This is a genomic window from Micromonospora sp. AMSO1212t, assembly GCF_008868145.1.
Classification (GTDB): domain Bacteria; phylum Actinomycetota; class Actinomycetes; order Mycobacteriales; family Micromonosporaceae; genus Micromonospora; species Micromonospora tulbaghiae.
Window position 1 is genome coordinate 1 of the sequence record NZ_WBKS01000139.1, and the last position, 15,354, is coordinate 15,354.

17 protein-coding genes are annotated in these 15,354 nt (G+C 73.9%); 5 read left to right on the forward strand and 12 right to left on the reverse strand.

Features of this window, described 5'->3' with window-relative positions; translation table 11 throughout:
- The 5 genes from F8279_RS25465 to F8279_RS25485 form a co-directional block, all read right to left on the reverse strand.
- The coding region (locus tag F8279_RS25465; protein ID WP_225853407.1) for a GNAT family N-acetyltransferase at positions 1-447 on the reverse strand (447 nt) is incomplete at its 3' end.
- Positions 448-578: 131 nt separating this feature from the next.
- Complete coding sequence (gene dxs / locus F8279_RS25470; RefSeq protein WP_151501290.1) at positions 579-2,522, reverse strand: 1-deoxy-D-xylulose-5-phosphate synthase; 1,944 nt, start codon at positions 2,520-2,522, stop codon at positions 579-581.
- A 58-nt stretch (positions 2,523-2,580) separates the two neighbouring features.
- Positions 2,581-3,747, reverse strand: coding sequence for an anhydro-N-acetylmuramic acid kinase (locus F8279_RS25475; RefSeq protein WP_151501291.1), 1,167 nt, complete (start codon positions 3,745-3,747; stop codon positions 2,581-2,583).
- 9 nt (positions 3,748-3,756) lie between these two features.
- A complete protein-coding gene (locus F8279_RS25480; RefSeq protein ID WP_225853408.1) occupies positions 3,757-4,986 on the reverse strand; it encodes a class I SAM-dependent RNA methyltransferase in 1,230 nt (409 codons plus the stop codon).
- Between the two features lie 23 nt (positions 4,987-5,009).
- Positions 5,010-7,061, reverse strand: a complete 2,052-nt coding sequence (locus tag F8279_RS25485; RefSeq protein ID WP_151501292.1) for an APC family permease — start codon at positions 7,059-7,061, stop codon at positions 5,010-5,012.
- A gap of 158 nt (positions 7,062-7,219) precedes the next feature.
- Between F8279_RS25485 and F8279_RS25490 the strand changes: the two genes are divergently transcribed.
- Both F8279_RS25490 and F8279_RS25495 read left to right on the forward strand, forming a co-directional pair.
- Positions 7,220-7,885: a TrkA family potassium uptake protein gene (locus F8279_RS25490; RefSeq protein WP_091419974.1), complete on the forward strand. Its 666-nt coding sequence runs from the start codon at positions 7,220-7,222 to the stop codon at positions 7,883-7,885.
- Positions 7,886-7,888: 3 nt separating this feature from the next.
- Complete coding sequence (locus tag F8279_RS25495) at positions 7,889-8,578, forward strand: TrkA family potassium uptake protein (protein ID WP_091419972.1); 690 nt, start codon at positions 7,889-7,891, stop codon at positions 8,576-8,578.
- 10 nt (positions 8,579-8,588) lie between these two features.
- Here F8279_RS25495 and F8279_RS25500 read toward each other — a convergent pair whose 3' ends face one another.
- The 4 genes from F8279_RS25500 to dut all read right to left on the reverse strand — a co-directional run bounded on the left by F8279_RS25500 (position 8,589) and on the right by dut (position 10,958).
- Positions 8,589-9,269: a DUF3159 domain-containing protein gene (locus tag F8279_RS25500; RefSeq protein WP_091419970.1), complete on the reverse strand. Its 681-nt coding sequence runs from the start codon at positions 9,267-9,269 to the stop codon at positions 8,589-8,591.
- Positions 9,266-9,646, reverse strand: coding sequence for an OB-fold nucleic acid binding domain-containing protein (locus F8279_RS25505; protein ID WP_091419968.1), 381 nt, complete (start codon positions 9,644-9,646; stop codon positions 9,266-9,268). The genes F8279_RS25500 and F8279_RS25505 overlap by 4 nt, the downstream gene beginning before the upstream one ends.
- 168 nt (positions 9,647-9,814) lie before the next feature.
- Complete coding sequence (locus F8279_RS25510) at positions 9,815-10,435, reverse strand: DUF3710 domain-containing protein (protein ID WP_151501293.1); 621 nt, start codon at positions 10,433-10,435, stop codon at positions 9,815-9,817.
- Positions 10,436-10,460: 25 nt separating this feature from the next.
- Entirely contained in the window at positions 10,461-10,958 is a 498-nt protein-coding gene (dut, locus tag F8279_RS25515) for a dUTP diphosphatase (protein ID WP_192580767.1), read from the reverse strand.
- Positions 10,959-11,043: 85 nt separating this feature from the next.
- Here dut and F8279_RS25520 point away from each other — a divergent pair, with 85 nt between their 5' ends.
- Positions 11,044-11,535, forward strand: a complete 492-nt coding sequence (locus tag F8279_RS25520; RefSeq protein ID WP_151501295.1) for a DUF3093 domain-containing protein — start codon at positions 11,044-11,046, stop codon at positions 11,533-11,535.
- Positions 11,536-11,578: 43 nt separating this feature from the next.
- Here F8279_RS25520 and F8279_RS25525 read toward each other — a convergent pair whose 3' ends face one another.
- A complete protein-coding gene (locus F8279_RS25525) occupies positions 11,579-12,373 on the reverse strand; it encodes a hypothetical protein (RefSeq protein WP_151501298.1) in 795 nt (264 codons plus the stop codon).
- Positions 12,374-12,587: 214 nt separating this feature from the next.
- Positions 12,588-12,884 (reverse strand): DUF4193 domain-containing protein, encoded by a 297-nt coding sequence (locus F8279_RS25530; protein WP_013284790.1) that lies wholly within the window; start codon positions 12,882-12,884, stop codon positions 12,588-12,590.
- Between the two features lie 439 nt (positions 12,885-13,323).
- Here F8279_RS25530 and F8279_RS25535 point away from each other — a divergent pair, with 439 nt between their 5' ends.
- On the forward strand, positions 13,324-13,839 hold the full coding sequence (locus F8279_RS25535) for a LytR C-terminal domain-containing protein (protein WP_175438727.1): 516 nt from the start codon (positions 13,324-13,326) through the stop codon (positions 13,837-13,839).
- A gap of 70 nt (positions 13,840-13,909) precedes the next feature.
- On the opposite strand, the gene F8279_RS25540 is transcribed toward F8279_RS25535, so the two are convergent.
- Positions 13,910-14,731, reverse strand: coding sequence for an inositol monophosphatase family protein (locus F8279_RS25540; RefSeq protein ID WP_091419956.1), 822 nt, complete (start codon positions 14,729-14,731; stop codon positions 13,910-13,912).
- Positions 14,732-15,017: 286 nt separating this feature from the next.
- Between F8279_RS25540 and F8279_RS25545 the strand changes: the two genes are divergently transcribed.
- A partial coding sequence (locus F8279_RS25545) for an RNA polymerase sigma factor region1.1 domain-containing protein (RefSeq protein ID WP_368668840.1) occupies positions 15,018-15,354 on the forward strand: 337 nt, incomplete at its 3' end.

Below are 15,354 nucleotides of genomic sequence, written 5' to 3' on the forward strand. Positions count from 1 at the left end.
GCCGTCGGGGCGCCAACCGTGGCGCGTGTAGAACGCGCGGGCCCGGGTGTTGCACTCCCACACCTCCAGCACGCCCAGCGCCAACCCCTCGTCCGCCAGATGGCGCACGAACAGCGCGTGCAGCGCACCACCCACACCTCGGCCCCAGAGTTCCGGATCGACGTGGATCTGGTAGAGCTGCGCTGTCGTCCGCGGATCCAGGCCGGACGTGTGCGGCGGCCCCATGGCGAGCACCCCGGCCAGGGCGCCGTCCACGACGGCGACTCGCACCCGCTTGCGCGCCGAAGTGATCGCCGCGGCCCAGCCCTCTCGTTGCTCCCGGGCCAGCTCCGGAGTGAGGATCTCCCCGATCGGCAGCCCACCGGCCCCGTAGTAGGCGACCCGCGCCCGGCTGTGCAACTCGACGATCCCCGACAGATCCCCGAGCCCCGCCTCCCGCACCTCCACCAGACCCTCCCTCCACGTCAGACCCCGCGATCTTGCGGTTGCGGCCCTCCGCAATCGGGCGAAACCGACATCAGGAGGGCCGCAAGTGCAAGATCAACGCGGGCGTCACGCGCGAGGCACGCGCGGGCGGGTCAGCTCTGGGCTCGGGCTCCGTTTGTCGCCGGGTCCACCGGAGCGGCGTCCAGGCCGGAGATCCAGCCGGTGACGTCGCGTGCCACGTCCTGCGCGGTCAGCCGCAGGTCGGCCAGGATCTGCGCGCGGGTGCCGTGCGGGTGCCAGTCGGCCGGTACGCCCAGGTCCTTGACCGGTACGCGGACGTCGGCGTCGCGCATCGCCTGGGCCAGCGCGGAACCGACGCCGCCGATGCGCACGCCGTCCTCGACGGTGACCACGAGCCGGTGCCCGGAGGCCAGCTCGACCAGCTCGGCCGGAACCGGGCGGACCCAGCGCGGATCGACGACAGTGACGCCGTAGCCCTGCTCGGCGACGCGGGCGGCGACCTCCACGCCGAGGCCGGCGAACGAGCCGACCGCGACCAGCAGCACGTCGGTACGCGCCGACTCGGCCAGCACGTCGACCGGGCCGACCCGGCGCACGGCGGGCAGATCGGCGGCGACGGTACCGGTCGGGAAGCGCAGGATGGTCGGGCCGTCGTCAACGGCGATCGCCTCGCGCAGTTCCTCGCGCAGCGTGGCCGAGTCGCGGGGCGCGGCAATCCGCAGGCCGGGCACCACGCCGAAGACCGACATGTCCCAGATGCCGTAGTGGCTGGGCCCGTCGGGGCCGGTGATGCCGGCCCGGTCGAGCACGAACGTGACCGGCAGCTTGTGCATCGCCACGTCCAGCAGCACCTGGTCGAACGCGCGGTTGAGGAACGTGGCGTAGACCGCCACGACCGGGTGCAGCCCACCCATGGCGAGGCCGGCGGCCGAGGTGGCCGCGTGCTGCTCGGCGATGCCCACGTCATAGACCCGCTCCGGGTACTTGCGGGCGAGCGTGGCGATGCCGGTGGGCTCGGCCATGGCGGCGGTGATGCCGACCACGTCGGGGCGCTCGTCGGCGATCGCGACCAGCTCGTCGGCGAAGACGTTCGTCCACTTCACCGACGGCACGGCGAGCAGCTTGCCGGTCTCGGCGTCGAACGCGCCGGGGCCGTGCAGGCAGTCGGCCTCGTCGTCCTCGGCGGGACGGTAGCCGTAGCCCTTGCGGGTGACGGCGTGCACGATCACCGGGCCGCCGAAGTTCTTCGCGGCGCGCAGCGCCGCCTCGACCGCCGGCACGTCGTGGCCGTCGACCGGGCCGACGTACTTGATGCCGAGGTCCTCGAACATGGCCTGGGGGGCGACCGCGTCCTTGATGCCCTTCTTGACCGCGTGCAGCACCTCGTACATCGGCTTGCCGACGAACGGGGTGTTGCCGAGCGCGTCCTTGACGGTGTCGAGCACCTTCTCGTAGCCGGGGTTGAGCCGCAGCGACGACAGGTGGTCGGCGAGGCCGCCGATGGTCGGCGAGTAGGACCGGCCGTTGTCGTTGACCACTATCACCAGCGGGTTGCCGGCGGTGGCGATGTTGTTCAGCGCCTCCCAGCACATGCCGCCGGTGAGCGCGCCGTCGCCGACCACGGCGACCACGGACCGCTTCTCGCCGCGCAGCGCGTACGCCTTCGCGAGCCCGTCGGCGTACGACAGAGCGGTGGAGGCGTGCGAGTTCTCGATCAGGTCGTGCTCGCTCTCCGCCTGGCTGGGGTAGCCGGAGAGGCCACCGCGCTGGCGGAGCTTGTCGAAGCCCTCCTGCCGGCCGGTGAGGATCTTGTGCACGTACGCCTGGTGGCCGGTGTCGAAGAGGAGCCGGTCGCGCGGGGAGTCGAAGACCCGGTGCATCGCCAGGGTCAGCTCGACCACACCGAGGTTGGGACCGACGTGCCCGCCGGTGCGGGAGACCTTGGCAATCAGGAAGTCACGGATCTCGGCGGCGAGGATGTCCAGCTGCTCGGCGGTCATCCGCTTCACGTCCTGCGGGCCGTGGACGGTGCCCAGCAGCCGGCCGTGGTTGGCCGTGCCCTCTTCAACACTCATGACCGGAGAGTCTATCGGCCGCGGAACAGTCCGCAGCCCGGCCGTGCATCGACCCAGGTCAGGCGTCCACCACCAGCCGCCGGGGCGCGGGTGGGCGCCGCGCGGCGACGGACGGGCCGGCCGGGGTCCAGGAGCCGAGCACGGCGGCCCGGGACGCCCCGGTCACCGACGGCACCGCGCCCGGCAGCCCGTGCCAGGACAGCCAGCCCAGCAGCGCGAACGCGTACGCCTCCTTGGCCTGGGCCGGCACGCCCAGCTCGTCGGTGGTGCGCAGCCGCCAGCGTCCCTCGCCGAGCGCCGCCAGCCGCGCCCGGAGTGTGGGATTGCGCACTCCCCCGCCGGCGGCCACCACCTCGGTGACCCGGTGCCGGTCGCAGGCGTCGGCCACGGTGCGGGCGGTCAGCTCGGTGAGCGTGGCCAGCACGTCGTCGGCGGCCACCGGCTCACCCAGGGCGGCCAGCGCGGCGTCCAGGTAGCCGCCGTGGAACAGCTCCTTACCGGTCGACTTGGGCGGCGGCGCGGCGTAGTACGGCTCGGCGAGCAGCCGGGCCAGCAGCGCCTCGTGCACCCGGCCGGCCGCGGCGTGGGCGCCGTCGACGTCGCAGGGCCGGTCCAGGAAGCGCCGGGCGGCGGCGTCCAGCAGCGCGTTGGCCGGGCCCACGTCGTACCCGAGGACGGGCGCGCCGGGCACGACCACTGTGAGGTTCGCGATCCCGCCCAGATTCAACGCGGCGCGGGGTGCGGCACCGGTGGCCGGGTCCAGCAGCAGCGCGTCGAACGCCGGGACCAGCGGCGCGCCCTGGCCGCCGGCCGCCACGTCCGCCGAACGCAGGTCGTGCAGCACCGGTACGCCCACCCGGGCGGCCACCCGGGCCGGCGCGCCGAGCTGAAGCGTGCCGCGCACCCGGCCGTCCTCGACCCAGTGGAAGACCGTCTGCCCGGGCGACACCACCGCGTCCGCAGTGCCCCCGGCCAGCTCGACGCCGGCCGCCGCCGCCTCGGCGAACACCTCGCCGAGCCGGTTGTCCAGGCGGCAGACCGCCTCGATGGTGGTGGCCGCCGGGGGCAGCAGCGCGCCGATCTCGGCCCGCAGGTCGTCCGGGTACGCCAGCTCCCGGTGCCCGAGCGGCCGCAGCCGCAGCGTGTCGCCGTCGGCGGTGAACTCGGCCGCGACCACGTCCACGCCGTCGTAGGACGTGCCCGACATCAGCCCGACGATCTTCATCGGGTCAGGCTAGCCAGGCAGGAACAGGCCCACCAGCTCCACGTGCTGGGTCATCGGGAACAGGTCGTACCCGCGCAGCGCGGCCAGCCGCCAGCCCGCCTCGGTGAACGTGCGCACGTCCCGGGCGAAGGCGGCCGGGTCACATGCCACGTACGCGACCGCACGCGGCGCGGCGGCCACCACGCCGTGGACCACCGGGGCGCCCGCGCCGGAGCGCGGCGGGTCGAGCACCACCAGGTCGACCGGGCCGGTGATCCGCCGCCGGGACAGCGCGGCCTCCACCCGGGCCGCCACCACCTCGACGCCGGCCAGGTCGGCCAGGTTCTCCCGGGCCGCGGCCACCCCGTCCGGCGCCGACTCGACGAGCGTCACCCGGGCGCCGCCGGCCCGTTCGGCGAGCGCGGCGGCGAACAGGCCGGCCCCGCCGTACAGGTCCCAGGCCGTCTCGCCGGGCCTCGGGTCGAGCAGGTCGAGGACCGCGCCGGTCAGTGCGTCCGCCGCGGCCGGGTGCACCTGCCAGAACCCGGAGGCGGGCAGCGTGAAGGACCGCCCGGCCGCCGTCTCCCGGACCCGCTCCGGCCCGCTCACGGCCGTCGGAACCCCATCGGTGTACGCGACCACGGCGACGTCCCCGCCGGTGCTGGCGACCGTCTCCACCGCGTCGGCGTCCGGCCAGCGGGCGCCGGTCGGCGGTAGCACCGGCAGCTCCTGGATCGCCGGGTGCGCGATCAGGCACCGCTCGATCGGCACCACCTCGTGCGAGCGGTGCTTGAGCAGCCCGGCCCGCCCGGCCGCGTCGACCGCGTAGCGGACCCGGGAACGCCAGCCCAGCGGCCCGCCGGGCAGCGCCTCGATGCGTACGCCGAGCGCGTCGATCCGCTCCGCGGTGAGGCCGCCCAGCCGGGTGAGCTGCTCGCGCACCACTGCCAGCTTCCAGTCGAGCTGGGCGGCCGGGGCGACGTGCTGGAGGTCGCAGCCGCCGCACGCGCCGGGCCGGGCGTACGGGCAGGGCGGGGTGACCCGGTCCGGCGAGGCGTCCAGGATCTCCACCGCGTCGGCGCGGGCGAAGCCCCGGTGCAGCTCGGTCACCTCGGCCACGACCCGCTCACCGGGCAGCGCGTGCCGGACGAAGACCACCTGCCCGCCGACCCGGGCCACGCAGTGCCCGCCCGGCGCGACCGCGTCGACCGTCAGCTCGACCCGCTCGGCCTCCTCCAGCCCGGGTCGCTCCGCCGACACGTGCCCAGGGTGCTCCGCCGTGCTCACAACCGTTCCTCCCGCTCGGTCGAGGGTGTGGCCGCCACCGGCGGCGGCAGCGTGCTCTGCGGCGCCACCCGGGGGCCGCGCGCCGGACCCCGGGTCAGCGTGGCGTCCAGCCGGTCCAGGTTCTTGCCGGCGGTGGAGGCGAGCTGCCACGGCACGCTCGTCACCATCACGCCCGGCTCGAACAGCAGCCGCCCCTTGAGCCGCAACGCGCTCTGGTTGTGCAGCAGGTTCTCCCACCAGCGGCCCACCACGTACTCCGGAATGAAGACGGTGACCACGTCGCGGGGCGACTCCCGGCGCACCGACGCGACGAAGTCGAGGATCGGGCGGGTGATCTCCCGGTACGGGGAGTCGATCACGGTGAGCGGCACCGGCAGCTCGCGGCGCTCCCAGTCGGCCTGCAGGTCACGGGTGTCCTGCTCGTCCACGTTCACGGTGACCGCGGTGAGCGTGTCCGGCCGGGTGGCCCGGGCGTACGCGACGGCCCGCAGCGTCGGCTTGTGCAGCTTGCTGACCAGCACGATGGCGTGGTTGCGGGCGGGCAGGACGGCCCGCTGCTCGGTCGGCTCCAGCTCCTCGGCGATCCGGTCGTAGTGGCGGCGGATGCCGAGCATCACCACGTACATCACGGCCATCGCGACGATCGCGATCCAGGCGCCGAGCAGGAACTTCGTGGCCAGCACGATGATCAGCACGACGCCGGTCATGACCATGCCGAACGTGTTGATCGCCCGGGAGCGCATCATCCGGCGGCGCGCCTCCGGGTCGCGCTCGCGGCGCAGGTGCCGGTTCCAGTGCCGGATCATGCCGGCCTGGGAGAGCGTGAACGAGACGAACACCCCGACGATGTAGAGCTGGATGAGCTTGGTCACCTCGGCCTGGAAACCGATGATCAGCACCACCGCGAAGACGGCCAGGAAGAGGATGCCGTTGGAGAACGCCAGCCGGTCGCCGCGGGTGTGCAGCTGGCGGGGCAGGTAGCGGTCCTGCGCCAGGATCGAGCCGAGCACCGGGAAGCCGTTGAAGGCGGTGTTCGCGGCCAGGAACAGGATCAGCGCGGTCATCCCGGCGACCACGTAGAGCAGCACCGAGCCGCCGCCGAACACGGTCTCGCCGAGCTGGGTGGTGACCGTCTTCTGCACGTACCCGTCCGGGCCGGAGATGATCTGCGCGCGCGGGTCCTCGACGAACTGCAGGCCGGTGAGGCGAGCCAGCCAGATGATGCCGACGAGCATGGCCACCGAGATGCCGCCGAGCAGCAGCAGCGTGGTCGCCGCGTTCTTCGACTTCGGGCTCTTGAACGCCGGTACGCCGTTGGAGATCGCCTCCACGCCGGTGAGCGCGGCGCAGCCCGAGGAGAACGTGCGCAGCAGCAGGAACACCAGCGCGAACCCGGTGACGCTGTGCTCGGCCTGGATCTCCAGGCCGGCGCTCGGCGCGCGCAGGTCGTCGCCGAGCACGAAGACGCGGACCAGCCCGGTCAGCAGCATGCCGCCGATCACGATCACGAAGCCGTACGTGGGGATGGCGAAGGCCGTGCCCGACTCGCGCAGGCCGCGCAGGTTGATCGCGGTGAGCAGCACCACCGCGGTGACCGCGATGAGCACCTTGTGGGTGGCCACGAACGGCACCACCGAGCCGAGGTTCGCCACTCCGGAGGAGACCGAGACGGCCACGGTGAGCACGTAGTCGACGAGCAGCGCGCTCGCCACCGCGAGGCCGGCCTTGGGACCGAGGTTGACCGTCGCCACCTCGTAGTCGCCGCCGCCGGAGGGGTAGGCGTGCACGTTCTGCCTGTAGCTCGCCACCACCGTCAGCATGACCACGACGACCGCGAGCGCGACCCACGGCGAGAAGAAGAACGCCGAGGCGCCGGCGATGGACAGCGTCAGGAGGATCTCGTCCGGGGCGTACGCGACGCTGGAGAGCGCGTCCGAGGCGAAGACCGGCAGCGCGATGCGCTTCGGCAGCAGCGTGTGCTGGAGGCGGTCGGACCGGAACGGTCGACCGAGGAGGAGTCGCTTCAGCAGCGAGGTGGGTCGGGCCACAACCGCCAAGCGTACGACCACCGGGTCCGGGGCGTGGGGGTGGTCGATCTCCCCCGCGCGCGGCGGCGCGGTACGGTTCGATCCCCCGCCCGGCAGGGGGACGTGGCAGGCTCGCAGACGACGGGTCGGCGGGCGGCGCCGTGGGAGGAGCGGACACCGTGCATGTGGTGATCATGGGTTGCGGCCGGGTCGGCTCGACCCTGGCACACAGCCTGGAGGCGCGTGGGCACTCGGTGGCGGTGATCGACCAGGACGCGGACGCGTTCCGCCGTCTCGGGCCCGACTTCGCCGGCATCACCGTCACCGGCGCCGGCTTCGACGGCGAGGTGCTGCGCCAGGCCGGCATCGAGCGGGCCGACGCGTTCGCGGCGGTGTCCAGCGGCGACAACTCCAACATCATCTCGGCCCGGCTGGCCCGGGAGACGTTCGGCGTGTCCCGGGTCGCGGCCCGCATCTACGACCAGCGCCGCGCCCAGGTCTACGAGCGGCTCGGGATCCCCACCGTGGCCACCGTCCGGTGGACCGCCGACCGGATGCTCCGCCACCTGGTCCCCGAGGGCAACGTGGAGATCTTCCGCGACCCGACCAGCACCGTCTCGATCATCGAGGTGCCGGTGCACAAGGACTGGATCGGGCGGCCGCTGCGGCAACTGGAGCAGGCCGTCGGCGCCCGGGTGGCCTACCTGAACCGGTTCGGGATCGGCACCCTGCCCACCGCCTCCACCGTGGTGCAGGAGGGCGACCAGGTCTACATGCTGGTGACCGACGACATCAACGGCCCGGTCACGTCGGTGGCGGCGGCGCCGCCGGAAGGGGGGCACTGAGCCATGCGGATCGCCATCGCCGGCGCCGGCAACGTGGGCCGCTCGATCGCCCAGGAACTGATCGACAACGGCCACCAGGTGATGCTGATCGAGCGGCAGCCGAAGATGCTGCGGCCCGACCGGGTGCCGACCGCCGACTGGGTGCTCGCCGACGCGTGCGAGCTCGCCAGCCTGGAGGAGGCCAACGTGGCCGGGTGCGACGTGGTGGTGGCCGCCACCGGCGACGACAAGGTCAACCTCGTGGTGTCGCTGCTGGCCAAGACCGAGTTCGCGGTACCGCGCGTGGTGGCCCGGGTCAACCGGGCGGAGAACGAGTGGCTGTTCACCGAGCAGTGGGGCGTGGACGTCGCGGTGAGCAAGCCGCGGGTGATGGCGGCGCTGGTCGAGGAGGCGGTCACCGTCGGCGACCTGGTCCGGCTGATGACGTTCCGGCAGGGCGAGGCGAACCTGGTCGAGATCACGCTGCCGCCGACCGCGCCCTACGTGGGGCAGCCGATCCACGCGGTGCCGATCCCCCGGGACGCGGCGCTGGTGGCGATCGTGCGCGGTAAGCGGGTGCTGGTGCCGACGCCGGACGACCCGATCGAGGCCGGCGACGAGCTGGTCTTCGTCTGCACCGCGGCGGTGGAGGACGACGTGCGCGCGGTGATCCTCGGCCCGTCCAGCGCGGACCGGCACCGGGGCAGGGCCTGAGGCGGCGGCGTCAGGAGCCGGGCAGCGGGGTGGGTGCGGTCTCCCGGGTGACCCGGCGCACCACCCACACCGTGATCAGCAGCAGCAGCGCGTACGGCGGGTAGCCCAGGGCGAGCCGCGCCACGCCGAGGGCGGTGTCCTGGTGGGCCAGGTAGAGCCCGGCCTGTACGCCCACCTTGGCCAGCCACACCACGCCCCAGAGCACGGTGAGCTGGGTGAAGGTACGCACCAGCTTGGGGTCGTCGCGCCACTCGGAGCGGCCCTTGGCCACCAGCACCGACCAGATCCAGCCGACCAGCGGCTGCCGGATCGCGGCCGACAGCAGCAGCGCCAGGCCGTATCCGATCCCGTAGAGGATCCCCGGCAGGTAGAAGTCGCGCTCGTCACCGGTGCGCAGCGCCAGCAGCGCGCCGATACCGACGCCGAACAGCCCGTTGACCGCGTGCCGCACCGGCTTGCGCTGGGCCAGCCGCAGCCCGGCGATCAGCAGCGCCACCGCCACCGAGGCGTACACGGCGGGGCGCAGCTCGCCGATCACGTTGGCGACCACGAAGACCACCACCGGGATGCTCGACTCGACCAGCCCGCGCCATCCGCCGAGCTGGTCGGCCATCTGCTCGGCGAGGCTGGGCAGCCGCTCCTCGTCCTGCGGGCCGAGGCCCGACGGGGTGTGCTGCTGTCCGGTCGTCACTTCGGCGACTCCAGCTCGTAGTACGGGTTGTAGATCACCTTGCGGTCGTCGCGCACCGCCACCCGGCCGCGCGCGCTCAGGTGCCGGCCCGGCTCGATCCCGGCGATGTGCCGGCGGCCCAGCCAGACCAGGGTCACCACGTCGTTGCCGTCGTAGAGGTCGGCTTCCAGCGTGGGCAGGTTCGTGCGGGGCGTGTAGACGACGGTACGCAACCGCCCGGCCACCGACACCACCTGACCCCTGTTGCACTGGTGGGCGGGCGTGCCGCCGGACTCGGCGCTCTCCCGGCGCAGCTCCTGAGCCTCGATCTCGGCCTCGCTCGCGGTGAGCCGGTGCAGGAGCCGCCGCAGCGACCCCCGGCTCTCGTCGGTCGTCATGACCTCCGCGTCACCCTCTCCACAGCGGGGCCCCGCGGGCAGCGGAACCGTCCCGCCAGCGTACGCGCAGCGGCCCGCCGACGGGAGCGGCGTGTCGCGTACCGCCGCCCGGGACCGGGCACGCCGCGGGCCCGGCGCCGAACGACGCCGGGCCCGGGCAGGTGTGGATCAGACCTCCTGCGAGTCGGCGGCCTGCTGCTCGGCGACCTCGCGGGGCAGCCGCAGCGGCAGCGGCTCGCGCACCGGCTTGGCCTCCTGGCCGCGGTCGACGACCAGGCCGTCCAGGCAGGCCGTGAGCGGGCCGGCGGCGGCCGGGTCGGTGGCGGCCGCGCCCTGGAAGACGCCGCGCACCATCCAGCGCGGGCCGTCGATGCCGACGAACCGCAGGTCGGTCGGCCCGTCCGGGGTACGCACCCGGGCGCGCAGCTCGGGCCCGTACTCCCCCTGGGCCTCCTGGGCGGTCGCGCCGTCGTCGACCAGCGACTGGCGGATCTCCTCACGCACCTCGTCCCAGATGCCGTCGGAGCGGGGCGCGGCGAAGACGCCGAGCTGGAGCGCGTTCTGCCCGTGCACCAGCACGACCTGCTGGATCACGCCCTGCGGGTCGGCCTGGACCCGTACCTCGACGTCCGGCACCGCCGGGATCTGCAGGCTGCCAAGGTCGAGGCGAGGCGCGTCGGGGGCCTCGCTGACGTCGTACGGGCCGCGGTCCGGCGCCGACGGGGTCTCCTCGGCGTCGAGGACCCCATTGTCACGCGCCTCGTCGGCCCGCTTCCGGGAGAAGATCACTGCGCCCACCCTCCGCTGTTCACACTCACCCTGCCACCTCTTCGCTCTGCCCGCCGGACGGCGCCGGGACCAGCCCGGCGTGCCCGCCGGTGGACCCGTGCCCGCCGGTGCCACGCCGGGACCCGGGCAGCTCGGCCACCGGCCGGAACTCGGCCCGCGCGACCCGCTGGACCACGAGCTGCGCGATGCGGTCACCCCGGCTGATCTTCGCCGGTCTGTCCCGGTCGTGGTTGATCAGGTTGACCAGGATCTCACCCCGGTAGCCGGCGTCGACCGTACCGGGCGCGTTGAGCACCGTCACGCCGAGTCTGGCCGCAAGTCCGGATCGCGGGTGCACCAACCCGACGTAGCCGTCCGGCAGCGCCACCGCCACGCCGGTGGGCACCAGGGCCCGGCCGCCGGGCGGCAGCTCGACGTCGGCGGCGGCCACCAGGTCCGCACCGGCGTCGCCGGGATGGGCGTACGCCGGCAGTGGCAGCTCCGGGTCGAGCAGCCGTACAGCCACGGGTACGACGTCTGTCACGGTCATCCTCTTCCGTCCGGTCCTGCGGGGTGCCCCTGCCATCCTGCCGGTTGCCGGGCCGCCGGCGCGCCGTACCCTCGTCTGTGTGCGTCAGTCGTCATCTCCGGCCGCCCCGACGGCCACCGCCGGGCCGTACGCGGAGCGCCTCGGGCTGCCCTGGTGGGCGTGGCCGCTCGGGCTGGCCACTGCCGGTCTGCTCGCGGTCGAGCTCTGGATGGGCGCGACCGGGGTGCGCGCGTGGCTGCCGTTCGTGCTGCTGATCCCCGCCGCGGCGGCCGCCCTGTGGTGGCTGGGCCGGATCCGGGTCGAGGTGCGCGACGGCGAGCTGCGGGTGGACGACGCCCGCCTGCCGGTGCGGTACGTCGCGGACGTGGTGCCGCTGGACGCGGCCGGCCGGCGCGAGGTGCTCGGCGTCGGCTCCGACCCGCTCGCCTTCGTGGTGCAGCGCCCGTGGATCGGCGGCGCCGTGCAGGTGGTGCTGGACGACCCGGCCGACCCGACGCCGTTCTGGGTGGTCAGCACGCGGCACCCGGTCCAGCTGGCGACCGCCCTGCTGGCCGCCCGCGACGCGGCCTGACGGTCCGGCGCGGCCTGACCTCGGCCCGGTCCCGGCGCGGTCGTCAGGACGGCGCCTCCGGCAGGGCACGCGCGGTACGTCGCAGGTCCTTGCGCAGTTGCTCGCCGAGCGCGCGGGTGGCCCGGCGGTTGAGGTAGCCGGCCACGGCGGCGCCGGTCAGGAACGGCCCGAGCGTGGTGAGGTTGCGCCCGAAGCGGCGCATCAGGCTGTCGCGCAGTTCGCGGCGGGCGGCGGTGCCGAGCACCGCGCTCACCCCGACGCCCGGCATCATCGGGTTGACCCCCCGCTGGGTGGCCCAGGACTGCACGAGCGCCACGGCACGGCCGGTGCCGCCGTCCGGCAGCGGCACCCGGTGGACCTCGTGCAGCTCGCCGATCAGCTTCAGCTCGATCGCCACCACGGCCACGGTCTCGGCGGCCAGCAGGACGGGTGCGGAGAGCAGGGTGGGCGTCACCGCCCACTCGACCGCGGCCACCCCGCCGCCGGCCGCGCCGACCCCGGCGGTGGCGCGGGACGCGTTACGCACCAGCCGGTCGGCGAGCGCGTCGTCGTCCAGGCCGGGGAAGTGCCGCCGCAGCGTGGCGAGGTCGCGGATCGGCACGTGCGGGGCGACCTCGGCGACCGTGTCGGTCATCCAGCGCACCGCGGCGCGGGGCTTGAACAGGTCGGTGATCCCACGGGCGCGGGCCTGCCCGACCAGCCGGGTCAGCAGTTGCCGCCGGCGGGCCGGCGCGATGTCGTCGGCGGTCAGAGCGGCGACGGTGGCGCCCAGCTCGTCGGTGTCCGGGCCGGTCGGATCGGGTGTCGTGCCCGCGCCGGCCGGTCCTGCCGCTGTCACGTCCGGCCCGGTCGGTGCCGGCCTCGCCGCCGGAGCCGGGGTCCGGTCGGCGCCGGTCCCCTCGCTGCGCTCGCTCACCCGTCCGCCCTCCCGCTTCGCGCGGCGTGGCAGCCGCCCGTAACGAGTCAAGCAGCAATCGGCCGCGCGCGCACGGCGGCGGCTCGAACAGCGGCGGCCCCGTCGATGAGGCCGCCGCTGGTGTCCTCTCTCGGGATCAGACGCACTCGCGGCAGATCAGGTCGCCGTTGCGCTCGACCGCCAGCTGGCTGCGGTGGTGGACCAGGAAGCAGCGGGCGCACCGGAACTCGTCCTGCTGCATCGGGAGGACCTTGACCGTGAGCTCCTCGTCGGCCAGATCGGCGCCGGGCAGCTCGAAGCTCTCGGCCACCTCGGCCTCGTCGACGTCCACGGCGCCCGACTGTGAGTCGACCCGCCGGGCCTTGAGCTCTTCCAGGCTGTCCTCGCCGAGGTCGACCTCGTCGCGACGCGGGGCGTCGTAGTCGGTGGCCATCGGTTTCACTCTCCAATATCGATATTGTCGCTGCCGGTTGTAACGCCGGACGACGCCGTTTCGGTTCCCCTGACCAGCCACCATCTCTGTCGGGCACCCGACCCGACGAGCGGTGGGCCGGGCTCGCCGGTGCGAAATGCCCCCGGTGAGCGCGGAACCTTACCCCCCCTGTGGGCGAGGCATGTATACCGCCCTTGCCGGAGAGATGTACGCCTCTGCGCCCGAAGTTGTTCCCAATGTGACTCAGGCGACACGAAGATAGGGGTAGTCCTACCGGTTCACCGCGTGGCGCGCCGGTATGTCGGACTGTTTCCACGCCTGAGCCGGACAAGCGTTAACCTCAGCGGCGTACTGGACGGCCGACAGGTCGCGGCCCGACCGCGTCGCCCGCCACCACCCAATCACTGTCCGGGGAGCGCCCAGGATGAGTTTTGCGCGAGTGCGGGCACTCGTTGTCGTCGGACTGCTGGCGGTCGTCGCCCTGGTCTTCGTGGTCATCGCCGTGGTGAAGGACAGTCAGGGCACAGCCGGTACGGCGGCCGCCTGCCCGGACGGCTGGCCGCTGGTCGACCTGCGACTGCGGGAACAGAAGGACGTCAAGATCAACGTCTACAACGCCACCGACGAGGCCGGCCGGGCCGGCAGCGTCGCGGACGACTTCCGCAACCGCAAGTTCCAGGTCAAGAAGGTCGGCAACGAGGCCAAGGCGTTCGACGGCGTGGCCCAGTTGCGGTTCGGGCCCAAGGCCGTCGGCTCGGCGCACCTGCTGCGCGCGTACTTCCTCAACGAGGCCGACCAGAAGTTCGACGCGAACCGCAAGGACGACGTGGTCGACGTGGTGCTGGGCAACCAGTTCCAGCAGCTCGCCACCACCACCGAGGTCAACCAGTCGCTCGGCGATCTGGGCGCGCCGCAGGCGCCGCCCGAGACCTGCCCGATGCCGATCGAGAAGTAGGCGGCGGACGCGACGACGGCACAGGGCGGTCTCCCTCCGGGGAGGCCGCCCTGTCGCGTGTGCGGCGCCGTCACGGCCCTCCGGAGGCGTCCAGGTCGACCAGCCGGTCGTGCAGCGGCCCGTGCAGTGCCGGCGGCGCGGCGAGCACCAGGTCCGGGCCGGGCGGGCGGCCGGACAGGCCGGTCACCAGCAGCCCGGCCTCGCGGGCGACCAGCCCGCCGGCGGCCAGGTCCCAGTCGGCCAGACCCTTCTCGTAGTACGCGTCCACCCGCCCCTCGGCGGCCAGACAGAGGTCGAGCGCGGCGGCGCCCATCCGGCGGATGTCCCGGATGTGCGGGATCAGCTCGGTCACCACCCGCGCCTGGTGGGCCCGGCGGCCGGCGTCGTAGCCGAACCCGGTGGCGACGAGCGCCTGCCCGAGGTCGGTCGCGGTGGAGCCGTGCAGCCGCTGCCCGTCGCGCCAGGCGCCGCCGCCCAGCGTCGCGGTCCACTCCTCGCCGGTGACGACGTTGCGGACCACCCCGGCGACCACCTCACCGGCCACCTCGGCGGCCAGCGAGACGGCGCAGTACGGCAGTCCGTACAGGTAGTTCACGGTCCCGTCGATCGGGTCGAGGATCCAGCGCACGCCGTCGGGGTCGGCGGGCCCGCTCTCGCCCGCGCCGTACTCCTCGCCCAGCACCGCGTCGCCGGGCCGCCGCTGCCGCAGCGCGGCGACCACCTGCCGCTCCACCGCCCGGTCGGCGGCGGTGACCACGTCGGTGACCGTGCTCTTGGTCGCGGCCACCGAGACGCCCTCGACCCGCATCCGGTGCGCGGTGGCGGCGGCCTCCCGGGCCACGTCGACAGCGATCGTGAGCAACTCCCGCGCCGTGGGCGTCGAGGTGATCATGTCTCTCCCCTTCCGGCACGATCGGGAGCGGCCGTCTCGTGCGCGGGTATCATCCTTACAAAGTCCACATCTGCGCCGAATCTGCGGTCCCGGACCGCAGGTCCGCCGTGCGGCGCGGGATGATCGCGGCAGACGGCGTTACAATTCACCCTGCCCACGCGCCACGGACCGCCAGCGACCGGACGGCCCGGGACACGGGGGTCCTCAACGACTCGCCCGGCGCGGCCGTCCCATGCTGCGCCGGACGACCCGGCCGTGCTCGCTCTTTCGCCTCCGGAAGGTCTTCGTGACAGATCCCCGCCAGACCGGCGCCGACGTTCGCTCGCTCACCGACACCCTGATCGCCCACGCGCAGAGCGCCGGCGGCCAGCTCACGTCGGCCCAGCTCGCGCGCACCGTCGAGTCCGCTGAGGTGACCCCGGCCCAGGCCAAGAAGATCCTCCGCGCGCTCTCCGAGGCGGGCGTGACGGTGGTGGTGGACGGCTCGGCGAGCACCCGCCGCCGCGTCGCCGCCGCCCGGTCCGCCACCCCGGCCTCCCGCGCCACCACCGCCAAGACCACCAAGAAGGCCGCCGCGCCCGCCCCGAAGCAGGCCTGTCTCCTATACACCTCTGCCGCTGCCG

What these genes read in the sequence shown, in the direction of transcription:
- dxs (WP_151501290.1), bottom strand. Translation starts at nt 2,522, where the DNA reads ATGAGTGTTGAAGAGGGCACGGCCAACCACGGCCGGCTGCTGGGCACC.
- F8279_RS25475 (WP_151501291.1), bottom strand. Translation starts at nt 3,747, where the DNA reads ATGAAGATCGTCGGGCTGATGTCGGGCACGTCCTACGACGGCGTGGAC.
- F8279_RS25495 (WP_091419972.1), top strand. Translation starts at nt 7,889, where the DNA reads ATGCGGATCGCCATCGCCGGCGCCGGCAACGTGGGCCGCTCGATCGCC.
- F8279_RS25505 (WP_091419968.1), bottom strand. Translation starts at nt 9,646, where the DNA reads ATGACGACCGACGAGAGCCGGGGGTCGCTGCGGCGGCTCCTGCACCGG.
- F8279_RS25530 (WP_013284790.1), bottom strand. Translation starts at nt 12,884, where the DNA reads ATGGCCACCGACTACGACGCCCCGCGTCGCGACGAGGTCGACCTCGGC.
- F8279_RS25540 (WP_091419956.1), bottom strand. Translation starts at nt 14,731, where the DNA reads ATGATCACCTCGACGCCCACGGCGCGGGAGTTGCTCACGATCGCTGTC.